The 18,901-nt window shown below is 37.4% G+C and carries 13 protein-coding genes, 2 tRNA genes and 1 pseudogene; 15 read left to right on the top strand and 1 reads right to left on the bottom strand.

Features of this window, described 5'->3' with window-relative positions:
- Positions 1-3 precede the first annotated feature (3 nt).
- From JF73_RS06625 to lysS, 10 genes are all read left to right on the top strand, one after another.
- Entirely contained in the window at positions 4-246 is a 243-nt protein-coding gene (locus JF73_RS06625; RefSeq protein ID WP_038523812.1) for an RNA-binding S4 domain-containing protein, read from the top strand.
- A 73-nt stretch (positions 247-319) separates the two neighbouring features.
- Positions 320-697 (top strand): FtsB family cell division protein, encoded by a 378-nt coding sequence (locus tag JF73_RS06620; protein ID WP_046327851.1) that lies wholly within the window; start codon positions 320-322, stop codon positions 695-697.
- The gene (locus tag JF73_RS06615; protein ID WP_046327500.1) at positions 697-1,065 is read left to right on the top strand and encodes a S1 RNA-binding domain-containing protein; all 369 of its coding nucleotides are present in this window, start codon (positions 697-699) and stop codon (positions 1,063-1,065) included. The genes JF73_RS06620 and JF73_RS06615 overlap by 1 nt, the downstream gene beginning before the upstream one ends.
- Positions 1,052-2,308: a tRNA lysidine(34) synthetase TilS gene (gene tilS / locus JF73_RS06610; protein ID WP_046327499.1), complete on the top strand. Its 1,257-nt coding sequence runs from the start codon at positions 1,052-1,054 to the stop codon at positions 2,306-2,308. The genes JF73_RS06615 and tilS overlap by 14 nt, the downstream gene beginning before the upstream one ends.
- 86 nt (positions 2,309-2,394) lie before the next feature.
- Entirely contained in the window at positions 2,395-4,656 is a 2,262-nt protein-coding gene (gene ftsH, locus JF73_RS06605) for an ATP-dependent zinc metalloprotease FtsH (RefSeq protein WP_046327498.1), read from the top strand.
- Between the two features lie 48 nt (positions 4,657-4,704).
- Complete coding sequence (hslO, locus tag JF73_RS06600) at positions 4,705-5,577, top strand: Hsp33 family molecular chaperone HslO (protein ID WP_046327497.1); 873 nt, start codon at positions 4,705-4,707, stop codon at positions 5,575-5,577.
- Positions 5,578-5,632: 55 nt separating this feature from the next.
- Positions 5,633-7,234, top strand: a complete 1,602-nt coding sequence (locus JF73_RS06595; protein WP_046327496.1) for an ATP-binding cassette domain-containing protein — start codon at positions 5,633-5,635, stop codon at positions 7,232-7,234.
- Between the two features lie 116 nt (positions 7,235-7,350).
- Entirely contained in the window at positions 7,351-7,992 is a 642-nt protein-coding gene (locus JF73_RS06590) for a histidine phosphatase family protein (RefSeq protein ID WP_046327495.1), read from the top strand.
- Between the two features lie 96 nt (positions 7,993-8,088).
- Positions 8,089-9,108 (top strand): tRNA dihydrouridine synthase DusB, encoded by a 1,020-nt coding sequence (gene dusB / locus JF73_RS06585; protein ID WP_046327494.1) that lies wholly within the window; start codon positions 8,089-8,091, stop codon positions 9,106-9,108.
- Between the two features lie 17 nt (positions 9,109-9,125).
- Complete coding sequence (gene lysS, locus JF73_RS06580; RefSeq protein WP_046327493.1) at positions 9,126-10,667, top strand: lysine--tRNA ligase; 1,542 nt, start codon at positions 9,126-9,128, stop codon at positions 10,665-10,667.
- 32 nt (positions 10,668-10,699) lie between these two features.
- On the opposite strand, the pseudogene JF73_RS09850 reads toward lysS, so the two are convergent.
- Positions 10,700-11,445 (bottom strand): annotated as a pseudogene (locus tag JF73_RS09850) (DUF2785 domain-containing protein).
- A 298-nt stretch (positions 11,446-11,743) separates the two neighbouring features.
- Between JF73_RS09850 and JF73_RS06565 the strand changes: the two are divergent.
- The 5 genes from JF73_RS06565 (at position 11,744) to rpoB (ending at position 18,892) form a co-directional block, all read left to right on the top strand.
- Positions 11,744-11,815, top strand: a tRNA-Gly gene (locus JF73_RS06565).
- Between the two features lie 44 nt (positions 11,816-11,859).
- Positions 11,860-11,933, top strand: a tRNA-Pro gene (locus JF73_RS06560).
- A gap of 232 nt (positions 11,934-12,165) precedes the next feature.
- Positions 12,166-12,354 carry a hypothetical protein gene (locus JF73_RS06555; protein WP_046327491.1) on the top strand — a complete coding sequence of 63 codons (189 nt, stop codon included), beginning with the start codon at positions 12,166-12,168 and terminating at the stop codon, positions 12,352-12,354.
- 193 nt (positions 12,355-12,547) lie between these two features.
- The gene (locus JF73_RS06550; protein WP_046327490.1) at positions 12,548-15,043 is read left to right on the top strand and encodes an ATP-dependent Clp protease ATP-binding subunit; all 2,496 of its coding nucleotides are present in this window, start codon (positions 12,548-12,550) and stop codon (positions 15,041-15,043) included.
- A 210-nt stretch (positions 15,044-15,253) separates the two neighbouring features.
- Entirely contained in the window at positions 15,254-18,892 is a 3,639-nt protein-coding gene (gene rpoB, locus JF73_RS06545; protein ID WP_046327489.1) for a DNA-directed RNA polymerase subunit beta, read from the top strand.
- Positions 18,893-18,901 lie beyond the last annotated feature (9 nt).

Below are 18,901 nucleotides of genomic sequence, written 5' to 3'. Positions count from 1 at the left end.
AATATGAGAATTGATAAATTTTTAAAAGTATCCCGCTTGGTTAAAAGACGCCCGGTGGCTAAGGAAATGGCGGATCAAGGTCGAATTAAAGTGAATGACCACGTAGTCAAATCCAGTTATGACGTCAAGATTGGAGACATCATTGAAGTAGGTTATGGGTCAAAACAAGTTAAAGCTAAGGTTTGTGCTATTAAAGAAACAACCAAAAAAGCCGAAGCCAGTGAACTATACGAATTGCAAAATTAGTCTTTTCTTTAATGACATTTTTAGGTGGTCTTGCTATAATTAAAATAGTATTGTTTTGGTAATAGAGGTCGAAATTATGAACGGTCCACGTATATATAATTCACTTAGCCCGGAAGAACAAATAGCACGACTAAGACGGAAACAGGAAAAAAGAGAAAAAGAAGTACACCGTGTGCGGCGTAATCGGATAATTGCAGCTTTTGTGGTGATTTTTGCCTTTTTAGGCGTGCAAATCGGTGTCACCCACGCACAAACTGACCGTATTAACGGGCAAGTAGAAGCTTCGAAAAAAACTCTTAAAAAAATAAATAATCAAAAGCAAACACTGATTGCTAAGAAAAATGATTTAAAGGATCCTGATTACGTGGCCAAGTTAGTCCGTTTTAAATTTCTTTATTCTAAACCTAACGAAACAATTTACAATTTACCTGAAGGAAAAAATAATAATTAATGAAATACCAAGTTGGTCAAAGACTTACAGGAACTATTAATAATATTAGTGATTTAGGCATTTTTGTTACGCTTCCACATCACGTTTCTGGATTGATTCACCATAGTGATTTTGGTAATGATTGGTTGCGCGAAAAAAATAATTTTAATATTGGTGAGCAAATTAGAGTGGTAATTATCCATAACTATAAAGGTAAAATAGCTCTCTCAAAAAAGCGGGTTAATGATCCAGAGATAATTGATCATACTAACCCTTTTTCTGACACAAAAAATGCAGATTTTGATTCGGTTCTATCTCAAACCATTAAAAATGCTAGGAGCGAAATTAAGAATTTAGAACATGAATTGATTAGTTATGCAGATAGATAATTTTTTTAAAAAGCACGCTTTACCACTAACTGGTAAAACTTTAGTTGTTGCAGTTAGTGGTGGACCTGATTCCTTGGCGCTACTCAATTTACTATATGAACTAAAAAGCCGCTATCAATTTAAGTTGATAGCGGCTCATTTGGATCACAAATTAAGATCTGATTCTTTTAAAGAAGAAAACGTGATTGCTAAGTATTGCCAAGGTAAGGATATCAAGGTAGTAAATGGGTATTGGCCGCCAAAAGAACACCCTAATGTTGGCTTCGAAGCCGCAGCGCGAAAATATCGTTACCATTTTTTAGTGCAAGTGCTGCAAGAAAATCACGGTGATTATTTACTGACTGCTCACCATGTGGATGATTTATTAGAAAACATTCTGCTGAAATTTATTCGCTCAGGAAATCCTGGTGAAATGAATAGTTTGCATGCGATTAGTTCAGTAAATGGTTTTACATTACTTAGACCACTTTTGACACAGAAAAAAGCTGATTTGCTTTTATACGATCAAAAAAAGGGAATACAGTATGTCATTGATCAAACAAATAATGATGATGATACGTTACGTAACAGGCTACGACATCACGTGGTTCCGTTATTAAAACAAGAAAATCCTCAAATTACTGAGAATGCTATTAGGTTTAACGAGCAAGTTAGTTTGTTGACAGAATTAGCAAGTCAAAATTTTGCACGAATTAAGCGACCTGAAAAGTATTTAGGTTTCGTGTACCGCTTAAGAAAAGATGAACTTAAAGAATTAACGCAAGGCGAACAAGCAGCCTTTTGGCAGAATTTTATTTGGGAGACATGGCACCAGCGGGTAAATAAATATTTAGCTAATTATACTTTACTCAGCTATCAGGATTACTTTTATTTATTCAAAGATTTACCTGCATTACCGACCCCCAAAAAAGTCTATTTAGATCATGAATTCGCTTTTGGTCAGCGGCATTTTTTCCTTTCATTAACAGAACATTTATCGCATCGTTTAATAGGCAAATTTTTTGCGCCAGCAAGCGCGAATTTTAGTGTTGGATCCATTAAAACCGGAACAAAGTTATTATTAAAAAACGGCGACCATGTTAAAAGCAAGAAAAAATTTGCTGAAAGTGGCATCCCTAATATATTGCGTCCTTATTGCTTAACGATATATGATAATAACAATGTTTTTTTCGTAGAACAAACATACTGTTACCAAAAAATTGCTGCTAAACAAAAATGTTATTTTTTGTATGAGGACAATTAATAAGAAATTTTAAAATATTAGAGCATAAATAGAATTTGTGATAAACTTTTATTCGTATATCTCTAGAAACTTTGCGGAGGTTTTTTATGAAAAATAACCGGAATCGGCTGTTTTCAAACGGCTTGTTCTATATACTTGTTTTCCTTTTATTAATAGGAGCAATTAACTGGGCAGTTGGCGGATCAGATAATTCAGGCAGCAATGAAAATATTAGCTACTCCGAATTTGTCAAAGATTTGCGCGACGGAAAAGTTAAAAACTTTAATGTTCAGCCTGCTAATGGCGTATACAGCGTTTCAGGAACTTATAAGGAAGCACAAGAAAGTAAAGCACAGTCAAAAAATACATTTGACTTTTTTAACGGTAGTTCAGGTTCAAAAGTTACTCGCTTTTCAACCACGATGTTACAAAATGATTCAAGTGTGTCCAAGGTTCAGGACTTAGCGCAGAAAAATGACGCTAAGATGACTACTCAAGGTGAGTCGCAATCAGGTAACTGGATTTCTACACTTGTGATGTTTGTGCCAACCATCCTCTTTATCGTTATGATATGGATGATGTTCAGCCAAAGTAGTGGTGGACGTGGTGGTAACGGCGGCATTATGAACTTCGGTCGGTCACATGTGAAGCCCGAAGATCCTAAGAAAAACAAGGTACGGTTCTCTGATGTAGCCGGAGAAGAAGAAGAAAAGCAGGAATTAGTTGAAGTCGTTGAATTTTTAAAGAATCCGGCTAAATTTACTAAATTGGGTGCTAAAATTCCTTCCGGCGTTTTGCTTGAAGGTCCTCCGGGTACTGGTAAAACTTTACTAGCTCGTGCTGTAGCGGGTGAAGCAAACGTACCATTTTTCTCAATTTCAGGTTCTGATTTCGTGGAAATGTTTGTTGGTGTTGGTGCCAGTCGTGTACGTGACTTGTTTACTAATGCTAAAAAGAATGCACCCAGCATTATCTTCATTGACGAAATTGATGCTATCGGTAGAAGACGTGGTGGTAATGCCAGCGGTGGCGGCAACGATGAGCGTGAGCAAACTTTAAACCAATTACTGGTAGAGATGGATGGTTTCGAAGGTAATGAAGGTGTTATTGTTATTGCCGCTACTAACCGCTCTGATGTTTTGGATCCGGCACTTCTTCGTCCTGGTCGTTTTGACCGTAAAGTTTTAGTAGGTACCCCAGATGTCCGCGGCCGTGAAGCAATTTTACGTGTTCATGCCAAAAACATGCCTTTAGCTGATGATGTCGATTTAAAAGAAATTGCAAGACAGACCCCTGGGTTTGTTGGGGCAGATTTGGCCAATTTACTTAATGAAGCGGCACTTCTTGCTGCTAGAAGAAACGGTAATGATATTACTGCGTCTGACTTGGATGAAGCTGAAGATCGTGTAATTGCTGGTCCTGCAAAGAGAAATAGCTTAATTTCTCAAAAAGAAAGACGTAGAGTAGCCTTTCACGAAGCCGGTCACTCTATTTGTGGTTTAGTTCTAAGTGATTCTCGAACAGTGCGCAAAGTTACGATCGTACCTCATGGCAGAACAGGTGGTTATAACTTGATGCTGCCAAAAGATGACCAGTTCTTGCTAACTAAGAAACAGTTGATGGAACAAATTGTTGGTCTAATGGGAGGACGTGCAGGAGAAGAAGTTGTAGTAGGTGACCAATCTACCGGAGCGTCTAACGACTTTGAACAAGCTACACAGATTGCTCATAGTATGGTTGTTAACTATGGTATGACGGATTCATTGGGAATGGTTGAACTTGAAAAAGAAGGCGAAACCAATCCTTACGGCTTTAAGCCATATAGTGAAGCTACTTCTGCTAAGATTGACGAGGCAGTTAAGAAGTTACTTGATGAGGCCCATGCTAAAGCAGTTGAAATAGTTAAAAATAATCGGGAAAAACACCGGATTATTGCCGAAGCTTTACTGAAATATGAAACTTTAGATGAAAAGCAGATTATGTCTCTTTATACTACTGGCAAAATGCCTGAAAAAACAGAGCAGGAATATCCAAGCGAATCTAAGGCTTCCACTTATGAAGAAGCTAAAGCTGCTGCAGAAAAGAAAGAAAGTCAATCTCAGAAAAAGAACATAATTAATTCAGATGAGGCTCAAAAAGAAAGAGATACTTCATTAGAATCACCTAAACAAAAAAATGAAGAAGCGGAAGAAACCAATCCTGAAAATCCAGAAAGAGCTGAATTTCCAAAGGAAACGGATCTTACTACTGAAGAAAAAACTTCTGCTGAAAAGCAACTTGAACCTGAAAATAAGGATTTAGGGCAAGAGCACAATTCTGAAAATAACGAGGATCATTCACAAGGTGAAGATGATCACTCACAAGACTGATAAAATTAATAGAGCCTACTTCAGGCTCTATTTTTTTAGGAGAATGAAATGAACGATTATTTAGTTAAAGCAATAGATAAAACTAAAAATTTACGCTTATTAACAATTACAGCTACGAACTTGGTTCAAGAAGCACAAACTCGTCATGATACATGGTCAGCTTCTTCTGCCGTGCTCGGACGAACCTTAGTTGCAGGAATTTTACTGGCTGGAGCTGAATTGACTGACAAGGAAGAACTGACCGTCAGACTTTTGGGTGATGGTTCTGTTGGTCCAACAGTTGTAACCGCCAAGTCTGATTTAACGGTAAAGGGCTATATTAAGAATCCCCATATTGCATTACCCCCAAAGAAGAATGGTCATATTGATGTGAAAAAAGCTGTTGGCAAAGGTTGGCTTGAAGTTACTAAGGATTTAGGATTGAAGAAGCCGTATACAGGACAAGTGCCAATTGTATCTGGTGAAATCGCTGAAGATATTGCCTATTATTTAACAAAATCTGAACAAATTCCGTCTGCTGTCGGCTTATCAGTTTTTGTAAATCCTAATAATACAATAGGTGAAGCCGGTGGATTTATGTTGCAGGCATTGCCTGGAGCTTCCGATAGTTTAATTACTGAAACTATCAATCGTATCAATGATTTACCTGCTCTTTCGAGCGCCTTTTTAGATGGCTTAACTCCTGAAAAACTTGCAGCTATGATTTTGGGGGATGATTGTAAAATCTTGGAAAAAGATGAAATTGCTTTTAAATGTGATTGCTCTAAAGAAAAATATGGTAATATTTTAGCAACTTTAAAGGACAGTCAGCTGAAAGCCATGATCAATGAAGACCATGGTGCTGAGTTGACATGCAACTTTTGCGGTAATAAATATCAATTTTCAGAAGAAGAATTAAAGGCAATTTTGTCCGCAAAATAAATGGTAAAGGACAGATAAATCTTGTTTTCTTTTGAGTGAAAAGGGAAAGTAAATTATGGCTTGGAAATATATACGAAAAATAATAACCAGAATTGGAATTGTCAAAGTTGCACTTTTTAGCGCATTTCTTTTTGCTGGTTATGTCGTGTATTTTGCCCAACCATATTTAATTACTAAATTATTTGAGCCAAAATTGAACCGTGATTTACAAATATTATTGGTATGCGCATTAGCTCTTTCGCTGATGATGGTGCCAATTATTAATAGCTGTAATAATTCGTTTATTCAGGCTGTTCGTAAATATTCAAAACAAATTTTGTGGGAGTCTGTGGTTAACAAACCTTTTAGATATTATTCAGACAAGCCGGTTGGTATGGTTCAAAGTTATATTAAAGATGTTTCGTTTGCCTGTCGCGAATTGGAACAAACCAGTTTGGCGGTTGTTGTGCAAATGACAGTAATGCTAATTATGTATTCAGTAACGCTCAGTTTGCAAAATTTGGTTGTCGGTATGTCATACTTGTTTTTCTTTTTAGGCTACATGATGGTCTCAGTTTGGATGGCCAAGCGAAATAGAAGTAACGTGGCAGCTTCACTAAAGAGTGCTTCTAAAGTCAATGAGTACATTATCGATTATTACCGTAACGTTGAAACGATTTTAGCAAGTGATTCTAAAAACTTTGAAGAGCACAATATGGCTGACATTTTAAATGAAGAACAAAAATCTTTTACCAATGTGCAAAAAATTACTAATATCGCCTCTTTGTTTCAGCAATTCTTAATTGTTGTTTTGTCGTGTATTATTGTGATTTTGGGACAAGTTTTGGCTGGAACAAAAGAAAACTTTTCACTTTCACTAGTTTTGGTTCTGTTATATTCTATTGTTAATTTGTCCGGTTTTGGTACCCAATATCTGGCTATTGAGGAGCTTTTAAATAGAATTCGGGCTGGATTAACTGAATTGGAATATGGAAAAGAAACACCTGCTCCTAATCTGCCTTTTAAACTTAATGGGACTAAGAACGCAATTTCTTTGAAATCAATCAGTTATGCTTATCAGAATAACCAACAAGTTTTTCACAACTTAGAGTTAGTTTTTCCAAAAAATAAGCTGACCGCTTTAGTAGGACCAAATGGTTCTGGTAAAAGTACACTATTAAAAATTTTGACGGGTTTTTATCAGCCACAGTCAGGACAAATTATTTTGCCTTTTGTTAGTCAACCAACTTTACTGTATTTGCCCCAAAGTGCTCAGCTATTTAATCGTTCGATTATAGAAAATATTTGTTATCCAAAACAACAAGTTACAACAGAACAGTTATTTACTTTAATTAAAGAAATTAACCTTGATACTTTGATTAAGTCTGCTGCTGATCTCACTGTCAAAACTCCGGGAGATTTCAAAAATAAGATTTCTGGTGGTGAAAAGCAAAAAATACTTTTTTTAAGAGCAATTGTCTCAAAACCACAAATATTGTTGTTGGATGAATTTACCAGTAATTTGGATGAGAAAACGATCATTCTTGTTTATCAGATGATAAGAAAGTATTTACCCTTGACTACTATTATTAGCGTGGTTCATCGCTATGACGAATTAAAATACTATGATGAGGTAGTTCAACTTGGTCAACCACATAATTTTAAAAATCAATTTTAATAATGAGCCTGCCCTATATTACTCATTTTTATTAGCTTTTCTTAGGAATTAGCCGATATGTCCATACCAACTTTGCTATAATGAAGAAGTTGGATAAAGATTTAAGGAGAATATTAATGCTAAATGTATTTATTGTGCGTCATGGTCAAACAGATACTAATAAAGTGGCAGCTATTAATGGTTCTGGCACTGATTTGCCTTTAAATAAATTAGGAAAACAACAAGTTGAAACATTAAGAGATAGTTTTGATATTAACAAGATTGATTATATCTATGCCAGTCCACTGACTAGGGCTCGTCAGACTGCAGAAATTTTAGCTCAGGGTAAGCTTGAGGTTAATGTCGATGAGCGTCTAAAGGAAATATATTTTGGTAATTGGGACGGTCAAAGTATTGAAGAAATACAAGAAAAATATCCCCAAGCATTCGATGAACTAGGGTATTTTAAAGAAAATTATGTCGATTATTGTACTGGTGAAAGTTATCAGCACCTGGCAGATCGTTTAATGGATTTCTGGCATGAATTGGTTAATAATCATGAACATGAATCAGTTTTATTGGTTTGCCACGGTATTGCATCCCGGACTTTAGTGCAAACTTTACTAGGAATTCCCAGTATGACGGAGATCAGTTTGATTCAAAATGCAGCTGTCATTAATTTAACTGTAGACGATCAGACTAAAAAAGTATTTTTGCGGTATTATAACAGGATTGCGCCTGGGAAATTTTTTATTGAGGATAAACATGGAACTGCTTAATCAAATAGCCTTACCTTTTTATTATGAAAAGGACTGTTGATTTTGCATAAATGATCCTTTTTGTTAAGATATTAGGGTGTTTGAAAGGGTGATTAAGTGGATAATAGCTGGAAAATTCGCGATTTAACGATTGCTAATCGAGTTGTTGTGGCGCCAATGGCTGGTGTATCAAATTCTGCGTTTAGAATGATTTGTAAGGAATTTGGTGCTGGTCTAGTCGTATGTGAAATGATTTCAGATCACGGTATCATTTATCGTAATAAAAAAACCATGTCTATGATGAAGGTGGATCCGCGTGAGCACCCGATGAGTATTCAGATTTTTGGTGGTACTGAAGAAACTTTGCTTGAAGCAGCGCAATATATCGATCAGCATACCGCAGCCGATATAATTGATATTAATATGGGTTGTCCTGTTCCTAAGGTTACTAAAACAGATGCGGGTTCTAAATGGCTTTTGGATTCTAATAAAATTTACCAGATGGTACATAAAGTTGTCCAAAATGTTGAAAAACCTGTTTCTGTTAAAATGCGTATTGGATGGGATCGTAAACATATTTTTGCGGTGGAAAACGCTTTGGCGGCCCAAGAAGCTGGTGCCAGCATGATTGCAATGCATGGTAGAACGCGTAAGCAGATGTATATGGGAGAAGCCGATTGGGAAACACTTCATGATGTTGCTCAAGTTCTTGATATTCCATTTGTGGCAAACGGTGATATTACGACACCAGAATTAGCCAAAAAAGCTCTAGCTGAAATTGGCTCTACCGCTGTGATGGTAGGGCGTGCAGCATTAGGTAATCCTTGGATTATCAAAGATATGGTACACTACTTAGAAACTGGTGAAAGACTAAAACCGCAAACAGTACGAGAGAAAGTTGGCACAGCTAAGCATCAACTTAAAGGTTTAGTTGACTTAAAAGGGGAAAAAATTGCTGTTCCCGAGTTTAGGCAACAAGCTGCTTACTATTTAAAGGGAGTTCCCCGTTCGGCTCGTACTCGTGCTAAAATAAATGAGGTTTGGACGGCACAAGAAGTTTATGATTTGCTCGATAACTTCGTTGACGATTATGAAAAGCGGCAAAAACAAAGAGCTGCTAGAAGTGAAACTAATTAATAATGGAGGAATTGTAATTGGCTAAAAGTGAAATGAATGACCAATTAATCGTTCGGCGCCAAAAATTAGACGAATTACGTGAAAATGGCATCGAACCTTTTGGAATGAGAAAGTTTGATCGACAGGATTTAGCGCGGTCTTTGAATGAAAAGTATGCTGAAGATGACAAAGATGAACTAAACGCGGAACTACCTAAGACTAAAATAGCCGGGAGAATGTTAGCTAAAAGAGGCAAAGGTAAAGTTGGCTTCGCTGATTTATATGATCGTACCGGTAAAATTCAGATTTACGTTCGTAAGGATATTGTGGGTGAAGACAACTATAAGATCTTTAAAAAGTCTGATATCGGCGACTTTTTAGGTATTGATGGTGAAGTTATGAAAACTGACACGGGTGAACTAACCATTCGTGCAACTCACGTTACTTTCTTATCAAAAGCTTTGCGTCCTTTACCTGAAAAGTATCACGGCTTAAAAGATGTTGAACAAATTTATCGTCAACGTTACCTTGACTTGATTACTAACAGAGAAAGCTATGAACGTTTTGTTAATCGGACAAAAATTATTCAAGCTATTCGTGATTATCTCAACAGCAAGGACTTCTTAGAAGTTGAAACTCCCGTTTTACATAATATTCCTGGTGGTGCAGAGGCACGGCCATTTATTACTCATCACAATGCTTTAGACATTGACTTATACATGAGAATAGCTTTGGAATTGCCATTGAAACGGTTAATTGTTGGTGATATGGAAAGAGTTTACGAAATTGGTCGGGTATTCAGAAATGAAGGACTTGACACTCACCATAATCCTGAATTTACTGAACTCGAAACTTACTGTGCATACTGGGACTTCCATGATGTCATGGACGAAGCAGAAGGCATTATTCGCGCAGCTGCTAAAGTCGTATCTGATGATGGTAAAATTACTTATCAAGGGACTAACATTGATTTGGGCAAGCCATTCCGCCGCGTTCACATGGTTGATATGATAAAGGAAAAGACTGGCGTTGATTTCTGGCAAGAAATGAGCGTGGCAGAAGCTACCAAAATTGCTGAAGACCATGACATCAAGGTTGAAAGCTTCTGGAAAGTTGGTCATATCATTAACGCTTTCTTTGAAAAATATTGCGAAGAAACAATTGTTGACCCTACATTTGTTTACGGTCATCCAGTTGAGATTTCACCATTGGCTAAGAAAAATGCAGATGATCCAAGATTTACTGATCGTTTTGAAATTTACATTATGGGTGAAGAATATGGCAACGCCTTTTCCGAATTAAATGACCCTGATGACCAGCGCGAACGTTTTGAAGCGCAAATGGCAGAACGTGAAGCTGGAAACGATGAAGCTGATATGATTGATGAAGATTATCTGCGTGCTATGGAATATGGTATGCCGCCAACAGGTGGATTGGGTATCGGAATTGACCGTCTTGTAATGCTTCTGACTGATGCGCCTGCAATTAGGGATGTTTTACTTTTCCCAACAATGCGTCCTGAACGAATTGAAGATATTGAACGCGAAGTCGAAGAAGACATGAAGAAAAAGAATAATTAAAAATAAGACCATTAATTTGGTCTTATTTTTGTTTAAATTGAAAATCCCATGTATTTGTTATAGTCAACGATTTTTTCAAGCAACTTATCTTGAATAGGCTTATTACCAGAAAAATAAAAATACCAGTTTTGCAGCAACTTAAACCAGGAACTTAACCGATACCAAATAATACGATTGTTTTGGGTAAGCTGGTCATAAATTTGCTTGTTAAAGCAATTTATCAAAGAATTAAAGTCACTAGCTGATATTTTGCCAAAATAAACACCTTGAAAAAAAGCAAATGCCAAACGTTGCTCCTCGTCGTCAACAAATGGCTTTTGCATATTTTGAAAAACTAACGGTATTATGGCAAATATCTTAGCGATATTGTCTACTTCAAAAAAGGGATGACTTAAAACTGATCTCAACAAATCGCTACCGTGTGCAATACTATGAGCCCAACCCTTTTGACTAACAAAACCGCGAAAGTCTTTTTTTTTTTTAAATAGGCAATTCCCCAGTTAAAAATGGTTTTGCGGTTAGTCATATTTAAAAATGGCTGTTTTTGATCGTCATCAAGAATGAGGGAAGCAAGTAATGCGCTAAACGTTCTAAAAAAGATTAGTTCATTTTGTGGTTGCTCGATACCTTTAAATAAATTTCTTGAACTAATAAAAGTTGTCACAATTTTTTCTTTTTGCTCAGGTATAAATGAATCCGCAGTAAAACCCCGGGCAAAAAGAGTATAAACAACGTCATCCCGCAAGTAAGGATCCAAATTGCCAATATTTTGTAACATGAAGTCAATTTGATTATCCGTAAAACTTAGTTTACTGGACTCTAACTGAACCATTTTTTCCAATTCTTCTTGCATTTTGTTTCCTTATGACTTTCTTCATCAATTATTTTTTTATAATCTAATACTGACAAGTGTTCTTTGTAAAGAAAAATTGCAGCTAAAAAGCGCGAAATTTAAAAAAGTTACGTGTATAAACTCTAAGCTGGCAAGCTTTCCCTTTAGAATGCTAATTTCAGCGATTTATTTTGGTAAAAAAGGTTGCAAATTGAAATTGGTTTGCTATAATAATATTTGTCTTGCGGAAGTAGTTCAGTGGTAGAACATCACCTTGCCATGGTGGGGGTCGCGGGTTCGAATCCCGTCTTCCGCTCTCAAGAAAAAGACTCACCGCTTTTGGTGAGTTTTTTTAATAAACGGGAAATAGCTCAGCTTGGTAGAGCGCTACGTTCGGGACGTAGAGGTCGCAGGTTCGAATCCTGTTTTCCCGATCATCGCTATCTCATGCTTATAATTTTAAATTTGCAAGTATGAGATTTTTTTATACTTTACCAAGGCAATAACAAATATTTCTTAGATATTTTAATTAACAATCGTTGTCATGAAAGAAAAGCCGGCTTTAAGGACTAAAAAAGCTAATTGAGTTTTAAAACTGAAAATAATATACTAATAAAAATAAATTATTAAAATTTGGTGATATATTTTTTAGGAGAATTTTTAACTATGAGCCGCATTGAACAAAGCCTGATCTATGGCATTTCGTTTTTTATTTTCGGATTCTGTTATAGTCTATTTATTGATCAAAAAATTGTTTTTCCCAATAGAGTCATCCAGGATTTAATTAGAATGATTGCTTATGTACTTTTTGCATTATTAGTTGGTAAAATCATCTCCCATTTTAAAACCAAATAGTCAAGTTACCGTGGTTCATTTTAGGAGCATACTAAATAAAGAAGAATGTTAATTCGCAAGAAGCGCTTGTCTTTGATATAATGATTGCAAAGTTTTTTGACATGACACTTACATTTGGCCTCAAACAGAATATTTTACAAATTCTCAAAAAGGTTTATAGTGTATACACGTCATTTTTAAAGGTGGTGCTATGATGAAAAAATCTTATACGACTAGTGCAAACCAAGTATTAGAAATTGCACGAGAGCAAGCACAGAATTTTCATCATCGTTTGATTGGTACTGAACATGTACTGCTCGCGATGGTAATTGAATCTGATGGTGAAGCTGGCAAAAATTTGCGGGCTTGGGGTGCAACACCGAAGGCAATTCGTGAGGAAATTGAACGTTATACGGGATACGGCTCAGCTGGCAAAACCAGTTTTATGCAAATGTCTCCTCGTTTAAGTATGGTTTTAGCGTATGCTGGCACTTTGGCAGAACGTGAAGGCTCTTCTAAAATTAAAACTTGCCATATTCTATTGGGTTTGGTTTTAAATGAACAAATTCTGGCATCAGTTATTTTGCGTAACTTAAATATCGATCTTGATGGTTTACGTAATGATATTCTTCATAGTTTAGGTGAAAATGAGCAAGATATGGATGAAAACGAGCAAGACGATAATAGTTGGTCAAGCTTTAATGGTTCTGAAGAAAGCACGAACAGAAACTCAAGCACGCCCACTCTTGATCAAGTATCGGTTAACTTGAATGAACGTGCTGAAAACGGTGAAATTGATCCGGTTATTGGCCGCGATCGCGAAGTTGCCCGTGTAATCGAAATTCTATCTCGGCGTAACAAAAATAACCCAGTTTTAATTGGCGAACCGGGAGTTGGTAAGACAGCAGTGGCAGAAGCTATTGCGACTGCCATTGTCGCTAAAAAAGTGCCACATGATTTGCTCAAAAAACAGGTTATTTCACTTGATTTAGGTGGTCTGGTTGCCGGCACCAAATACCGCGGTGAATTTGAAGATCGAATGAAGAAAATCATTAAGGAAATTACCGTCAACGGCAATATCATACTATTTGTAGATGAAATGCATACCCTTATTGGTGCAGGTGGAGCTGAAGGCTCAATTGATGCAGCCAACATTTTGAAACCATCCCTAGCTCGAGGTGATATTCAAATGATTGGTGCTACCACTTTTGATGAATATCAAAAATATGTTGAAAAAGATCAGGCTTTGGCACGTCGTTTCCAAATTGTCAGGTTAAATGAACCTTCTAGAAGTGAAACTTTGGCAATCTTAAACGGATTAAAGCCTAAATATGAAAAGTTCCATCATGTAAAAATTTCAACTTCAGCTTTGGAAAATGCAGTTGATCTTTCTAGTCGCTACATTTCAGATAGGTATTTACCTGATAAGGCTATTGACTTGATTGATGAGGCTAGTGCGGCAGTTAAGATTAAGTCTGGTAAAGGTTCAAATAATCAGTTATTGCAGATAAATGATCAAATTGAAAAAGTAATCAGTGAGAAAAATCGTGCTGCCGTTAACCAGAACTTTGCCAAAGCTGCTCAGCTGCAAGAAAGACAAAACAGCTTGCAGAGAAGACAAGATGAGCTAACTGCTAAACTTGATCAGGCAACTAGCAAGGATGCTGTGGTTCAGCCTGAAGATGTGGCTAAAGTAGTTTCTAACTGGACGGGCGTTCCGGTTACACAAATGAATAGGGACGAAACTAAACAGCTGGCCAACCTTGAAACTGATTTACATAAACGCATAATTGGTCAAGATAAAGCAGTTACTGCTGTTAGCCGGGCAGTGCGCCGCAGCCGCAGCGGAATCAAAGATGAAAATAGACCAATCGGTTCTTTCTTATTCTTGGGCCCAACGGGTGTTGGTAAAACTGAATTGGCAAAAGCTATTGCTGCAGCTATCTTTGGTTCGGAAAACAATTTAATCAGAATTGATATGTCTGAATATATGGATCAGATTGCCAATAGTAAATTGATTGGCTCGGCACCAGGATATGTTGGCTATGATGAAGGTGGTCAATTAACTGAACAAGTTCGCCGCCACCCATACTCAGTTGTATTATTGGATGAAGTTGAAAAAGCCCATCCAGACGTATTTAACTTATTGCTGCAAGTTCTTGAAGATGGTTTCTTAACAGATTCAAAGGGCCGCAAAGTAGACTTTAAAAACACTATTATTATCATGACTTCCAACTTAGGCTCACGTTCATTGTTTGAGACACAAGCTGTTGGTTTTAATGCCGATAATACCAGTCAGGTTAAAATGCGTCAGGATCGAGTACGGCAGGCTTTAAAACAATTCTTTAGACCGGAATTTCTTAACAGAATTGATGAGACAATTATTTTTGATGAGCTCAATCAAAAACAATTGCGTCAGATTGTAACGCTCTTAACGCGCAGATTAATCAATCGTTTGCATAAGCAAGGCGTACAGCTAAAGATTTCCCGTGCTGCTTTAGATAAGATTGCTAAAGATGGATACAATCCTGAGATGGGGGCTCGTCCACTGCGTCGTGCAATTCAAAAAGATATCGAAGATGAGATTGCCTCTATGCTTATTAAGGGTGACCTTCAAGCAGGAGACACATTAAAGATTGGTTGCAGTCGCAATCATTTGAAATTTGATGTAATTAAAGAAGATAAAAATAATTTAGTAGGCGCAAAGTAAAATAATTGACACACTACTAATAGTTTGCTATAGTAGTGCGTGATAAAAAAGCTGATTTTCAGGATTTTGCTGATCTATTGTCCAGCAAAATAATAAAGGACAAAAACGACGATTGTTGTTTTTGTCTTTTTTATGCATAAAATTCCGGCTTTTTGAATTTGTAATCAAAATGTAATATTAGCTTTCTCTGACAGAAAGGGTGTTTTCTCCTTGTTAAACGGACACGTAGTGAATTTTGGCAAACATCGGACAAGACGCAGTTTTTCCCGCATTAAAGAAGTGTTGGACCTGCCTAACTTGACAGATGTGCAGACCGAATCATACCAATGGTTTTTGGATGAGGGTATTAAAGATGTCTTTGACGATATCATGCCAATTAGTGACTTTTCAGGTAAGCTTTCCCTCGAATATTTAGGTTATAAGCTGCAAAAACCTAAATATACCGTCGATGAAGCACGTGATCACGATGCGACTTATGCCGCACCAATGCACGTAACTTTAAAATTAACTAATCAAAAAACCGGTGAAATTAAAACCCAAGATGTTTTCTTTGGTGATTTACCGTTAATGACCGAATCTGGTTCATTTATTATCAATGGTGCCGAAAGAGTTATCGTTTCTCAGTTAGTTAGATCACCTAGTGTTTATTATTCGGGTGATTATGACAAGAATGGTCGCCAAATTTTTGGTACTACGGTAATTCCTAACCGTGGTGCTTGGCTTGAATATGAAACTGATGCTAAAAATGTATCTTATGTGCGTGTTGACCGCACCCGTAAGCTTCCTCTGACTGTTTTAGTCAGAGCTCTTGGTATCGGCTCAGATGATGAAATTTTAGATGTTTTTGGTCAAAGTGATACATTGCAATTTACTTTGGATAAAGACGTCCATAAGAATCCGGCTGATTCCCGTGTGGCTGAAGCATTAAAGGATATTTATGAACGTTTACGTCCCGGTGAGCCAAAAACGACCGATTCTTCACGTTCACTTCTTTATGCACGTTTCTTTGACCCACGTCGCTATGATTTAGCGCCGGTTGGTCGTTATAAAGTTAACAAGAAATTATCATTAAAGAGCCGCTTATATGGTCAGACTTTAGCAGAAACTTTAGCAGATCCGGATACAGGCGAGATTATTGCTAAAAAGGGTACTGTTGTTACCCACGAAGTAATGGACTCTTTAGAAAAATACCTTGATCGTGATGACTTTAAGATGGTGACCTATCAGCCATCTAAAGAGGGCGTTTTACCTGATCCTATTAATGTGCAGGAAATTAAGGTTTACTCAAAAGTTAACCCAGAGCGTGTTGTCAAGATGATTTCTAACGGTCACATTGACAAGAAAGTTAAGTATCTGACACCTGCTGATGTTTTAGCATCAATTAACTATTTCTTCTTATTGCAAGATGAAATTGGTAATACTGATGATATTGATCACTTGGGTAATCGCCGCATTCGTCGTGTTGGGGAATTATTGCAAAATCAATTTAGAATTGGTTTGGCGCGCATGGAGCGTGTTGTAAGGGAAAGAATGTCAATTCAAGACCCTTCAACTGTGACACCGCAGCAATTAATTAATATCAGACCAATTGTCGCCAGCATCAAAGAATTCTTTGGTTCATCACAATTGTCACAGTTTATGGATCAACATAACCCGTTGGGCGAGCTAACTCACAAGCGTCGTATGTCAGCTTTGGGGCCTGGTGGTTTAACTCGTGACCGTGCCGGTTATGAAGTGCGTGACGTTCACTATACTCAATACGGCCGTTTGTGCCCGATTGAAACTCCTGAAGGTCCTAACATTGGTTTAATTAACTCCTTGGCTACTTATGCGATTATCAATAAGTACGGTTTTATTGAAACCCCTTATCGTCGCGTTTCTTGGACTACTCATAAGGTTACTGACAAAATTGATTACCTGACTGCTGATGTTGAGGATAATTATATTATTGCGGGTGCCAATACTCCTCTTAATCCAGATGGTTCATTTAAGGATGATCTGGTTTTAGCAAGACACAAGGAAGATAACGTCGAAGTTAGTCCAGATAAAATTGATTACATGGACGTTATTCCTAAGCAGGTTGTTTCTGTTGCTTCAGCATGTATTCCATTTTTGGAAAACGATGACTCTAACCGTGCTTTGATGGGTGCTAACCAGCAAAGACAAGCTGCACCTTTAATTAATCCGCATAGCTGCCTTGTAGGTACGGGAATGGAATACCGCGCAGCTCATGATTCAGGTGCCGCAGTTTTAGCTAAAGCAGCTGGTAAAGTTGAATATGTTGATGCCAATACAATTAGAGTAAGACGTGCTGACAGTACCTTGGATAAATATGTCCTTGAAAAGTATCGTCGCTCAAATAACTCTAAATCATATAACCAAACGCCAAACGTTAAGCTGGGTGATCAGGTTGAAAAGGGCGAGGTCATCGCTAATGGTCCGACAATGGATCACGGCGAACTAGCTTTAGGTCAAAACCCTGTAATCGCCTTTATGACTTGGAACATGTATAACTATGAAGATGCTATCATGCTTTCTGAACGTCTGGTTAAGGATGATGTCTATACTTCAATCAGTATTGAAGACTATGAATCTGAAGCTCGTGATACTAAGCTTGGCCCGGAAGAAATTACTCGTGAACTACCTAATGTGGGTGAAGATGCTCTAAAAGATCTTGATGGTCAAGGTATCGTTCGTGTTGGTGCCGAAGTTCATGACGGAGATATTTTGGTTGGTAAAGTAACACCTAAAGGAGTTACTGAATTATCAGCTGAAGAAAGACTTCTCCACGCTATTTTTGGTGAAAAGGCGCGTGAAGTACGTGATACTTCATTACGTGTTCCTCATGGCGGTGGCGGAATTGTCCGCGATGTCAAAGTTTATACACGTGAAAATGGCGATGAACTTTCTCCTGGAGTTAATACCTTAGTCCGCGTTTATATCGCACAAAAGAGAAAGATTCAAGTCGGAGATAAGATGTCCGGTCGTCACGGTAACAAGGGTACTGTTGCTGCAGTTGTTCCTGAAGAAGATATGCCATACTTACCAGATGGTACACCAGTAGATATTTGTTTAAACCCAATGGGTGTCCCTTCACGTATGAATATTGGACAGCTTTTGGAACTACACTTAGGTCGTGCCGCAGCTAATTTAGGTATTCATGTGGCAACACCAGTATTTGATGGTGCCAATGAAGATGATGTTTGGGACACAGTTCATAAAGCTGGTATTGATAAAGATGGTAAAACCGTTCTTTACGATGGCCGCACAGGTGAACCATTCCATAACCGTGTTTCAGTTGGTATCATGCATTATCTGAAATTGACTCACATGGTTGATGATAAGATTCACGCACGTTCAATTGGGCCTTACTCTTTAGTAACGCAACAACCTCTTGGTGGTAAAGCACAGTTTGGTGGTCAGCGTTTCGGTGAAATGGAAGTTTGGGCTCTTGAAGCTTACGGTGCAGCATATACTTTACAAGAAATATTGACTTACAAGTCAGATGATGTTGTTGGTCGTGTTAAAGCTTATGAAGCAATTGTTAAGGGTGAAAGAATTCCAAAACCGGGTGTTCCGGAATCATTCCGCGTTCTTGTTAAGGAACTGCAATCTCTTGGTTTAGATATTCGTGTTCTTGACATGAATCATAAGGAAATTGAACTTCGTGATATGGATGATGATTCAAATGAACATTTGAATATTGATACCTTATCCAAGATGGCTGAAGAACAACAAAAGAAGAAGTTAGCCGAAGAAACCGCAAATTCTGAGGATGAAGAAGCAGAGCCAGAAGAAACTAATGCTCCTGTAGATCAATCCGATGATGATAACAAGATTTCTCAATAAGTAGGAGGT

This window comes from Lactobacillus helsingborgensis (assembly GCF_000970855.1).
Taxonomy (GTDB): domain Bacteria; phylum Bacillota; class Bacilli; order Lactobacillales; family Lactobacillaceae; genus Lactobacillus; species Lactobacillus helsingborgensis.
Note: the sequence above shows the minus strand (reverse complement) of the source record. Positions and strands in the feature narration are given on the sequence as shown.

Bases quoted from the DNA above. Each gene is read 5' to 3' on its own strand.
- JF73_RS06590 (WP_046327495.1), top strand. From the start codon at position 7,351: ATGCTAAATGTATTTATTGTGCGTCATGGTCAAACAGATACTAATAAA.
- JF73_RS06550 (WP_046327490.1), top strand. From the start codon at position 12,548: ATGAAAAAATCTTATACGACTAGTGCAAACCAAGTATTAGAAATTGCA.
- JF73_RS06595 (WP_046327496.1), top strand. From the start codon at position 5,633: ATGGCTTGGAAATATATACGAAAAATAATAACCAGAATTGGAATTGTC.
- JF73_RS06625 (WP_038523812.1), top strand. From the start codon at position 4: ATGAGAATTGATAAATTTTTAAAAGTATCCCGCTTGGTTAAAAGACGC.
- ftsH (WP_046327498.1), top strand. From the start codon at position 2,395: ATGAAAAATAACCGGAATCGGCTGTTTTCAAACGGCTTGTTCTATATA.
- tilS (WP_046327499.1), top strand. From the start codon at position 1,052: ATGCAGATAGATAATTTTTTTAAAAAGCACGCTTTACCACTAACTGGT.
- JF73_RS06615 (WP_046327500.1), top strand. From the start codon at position 697: ATGAAATACCAAGTTGGTCAAAGACTTACAGGAACTATTAATAATATT.
- hslO (WP_046327497.1), top strand. From the start codon at position 4,705: ATGAACGATTATTTAGTTAAAGCAATAGATAAAACTAAAAATTTACGC.
- JF73_RS06555 (WP_046327491.1), top strand. From the start codon at position 12,166: ATGAGCCGCATTGAACAAAGCCTGATCTATGGCATTTCGTTTTTTATT.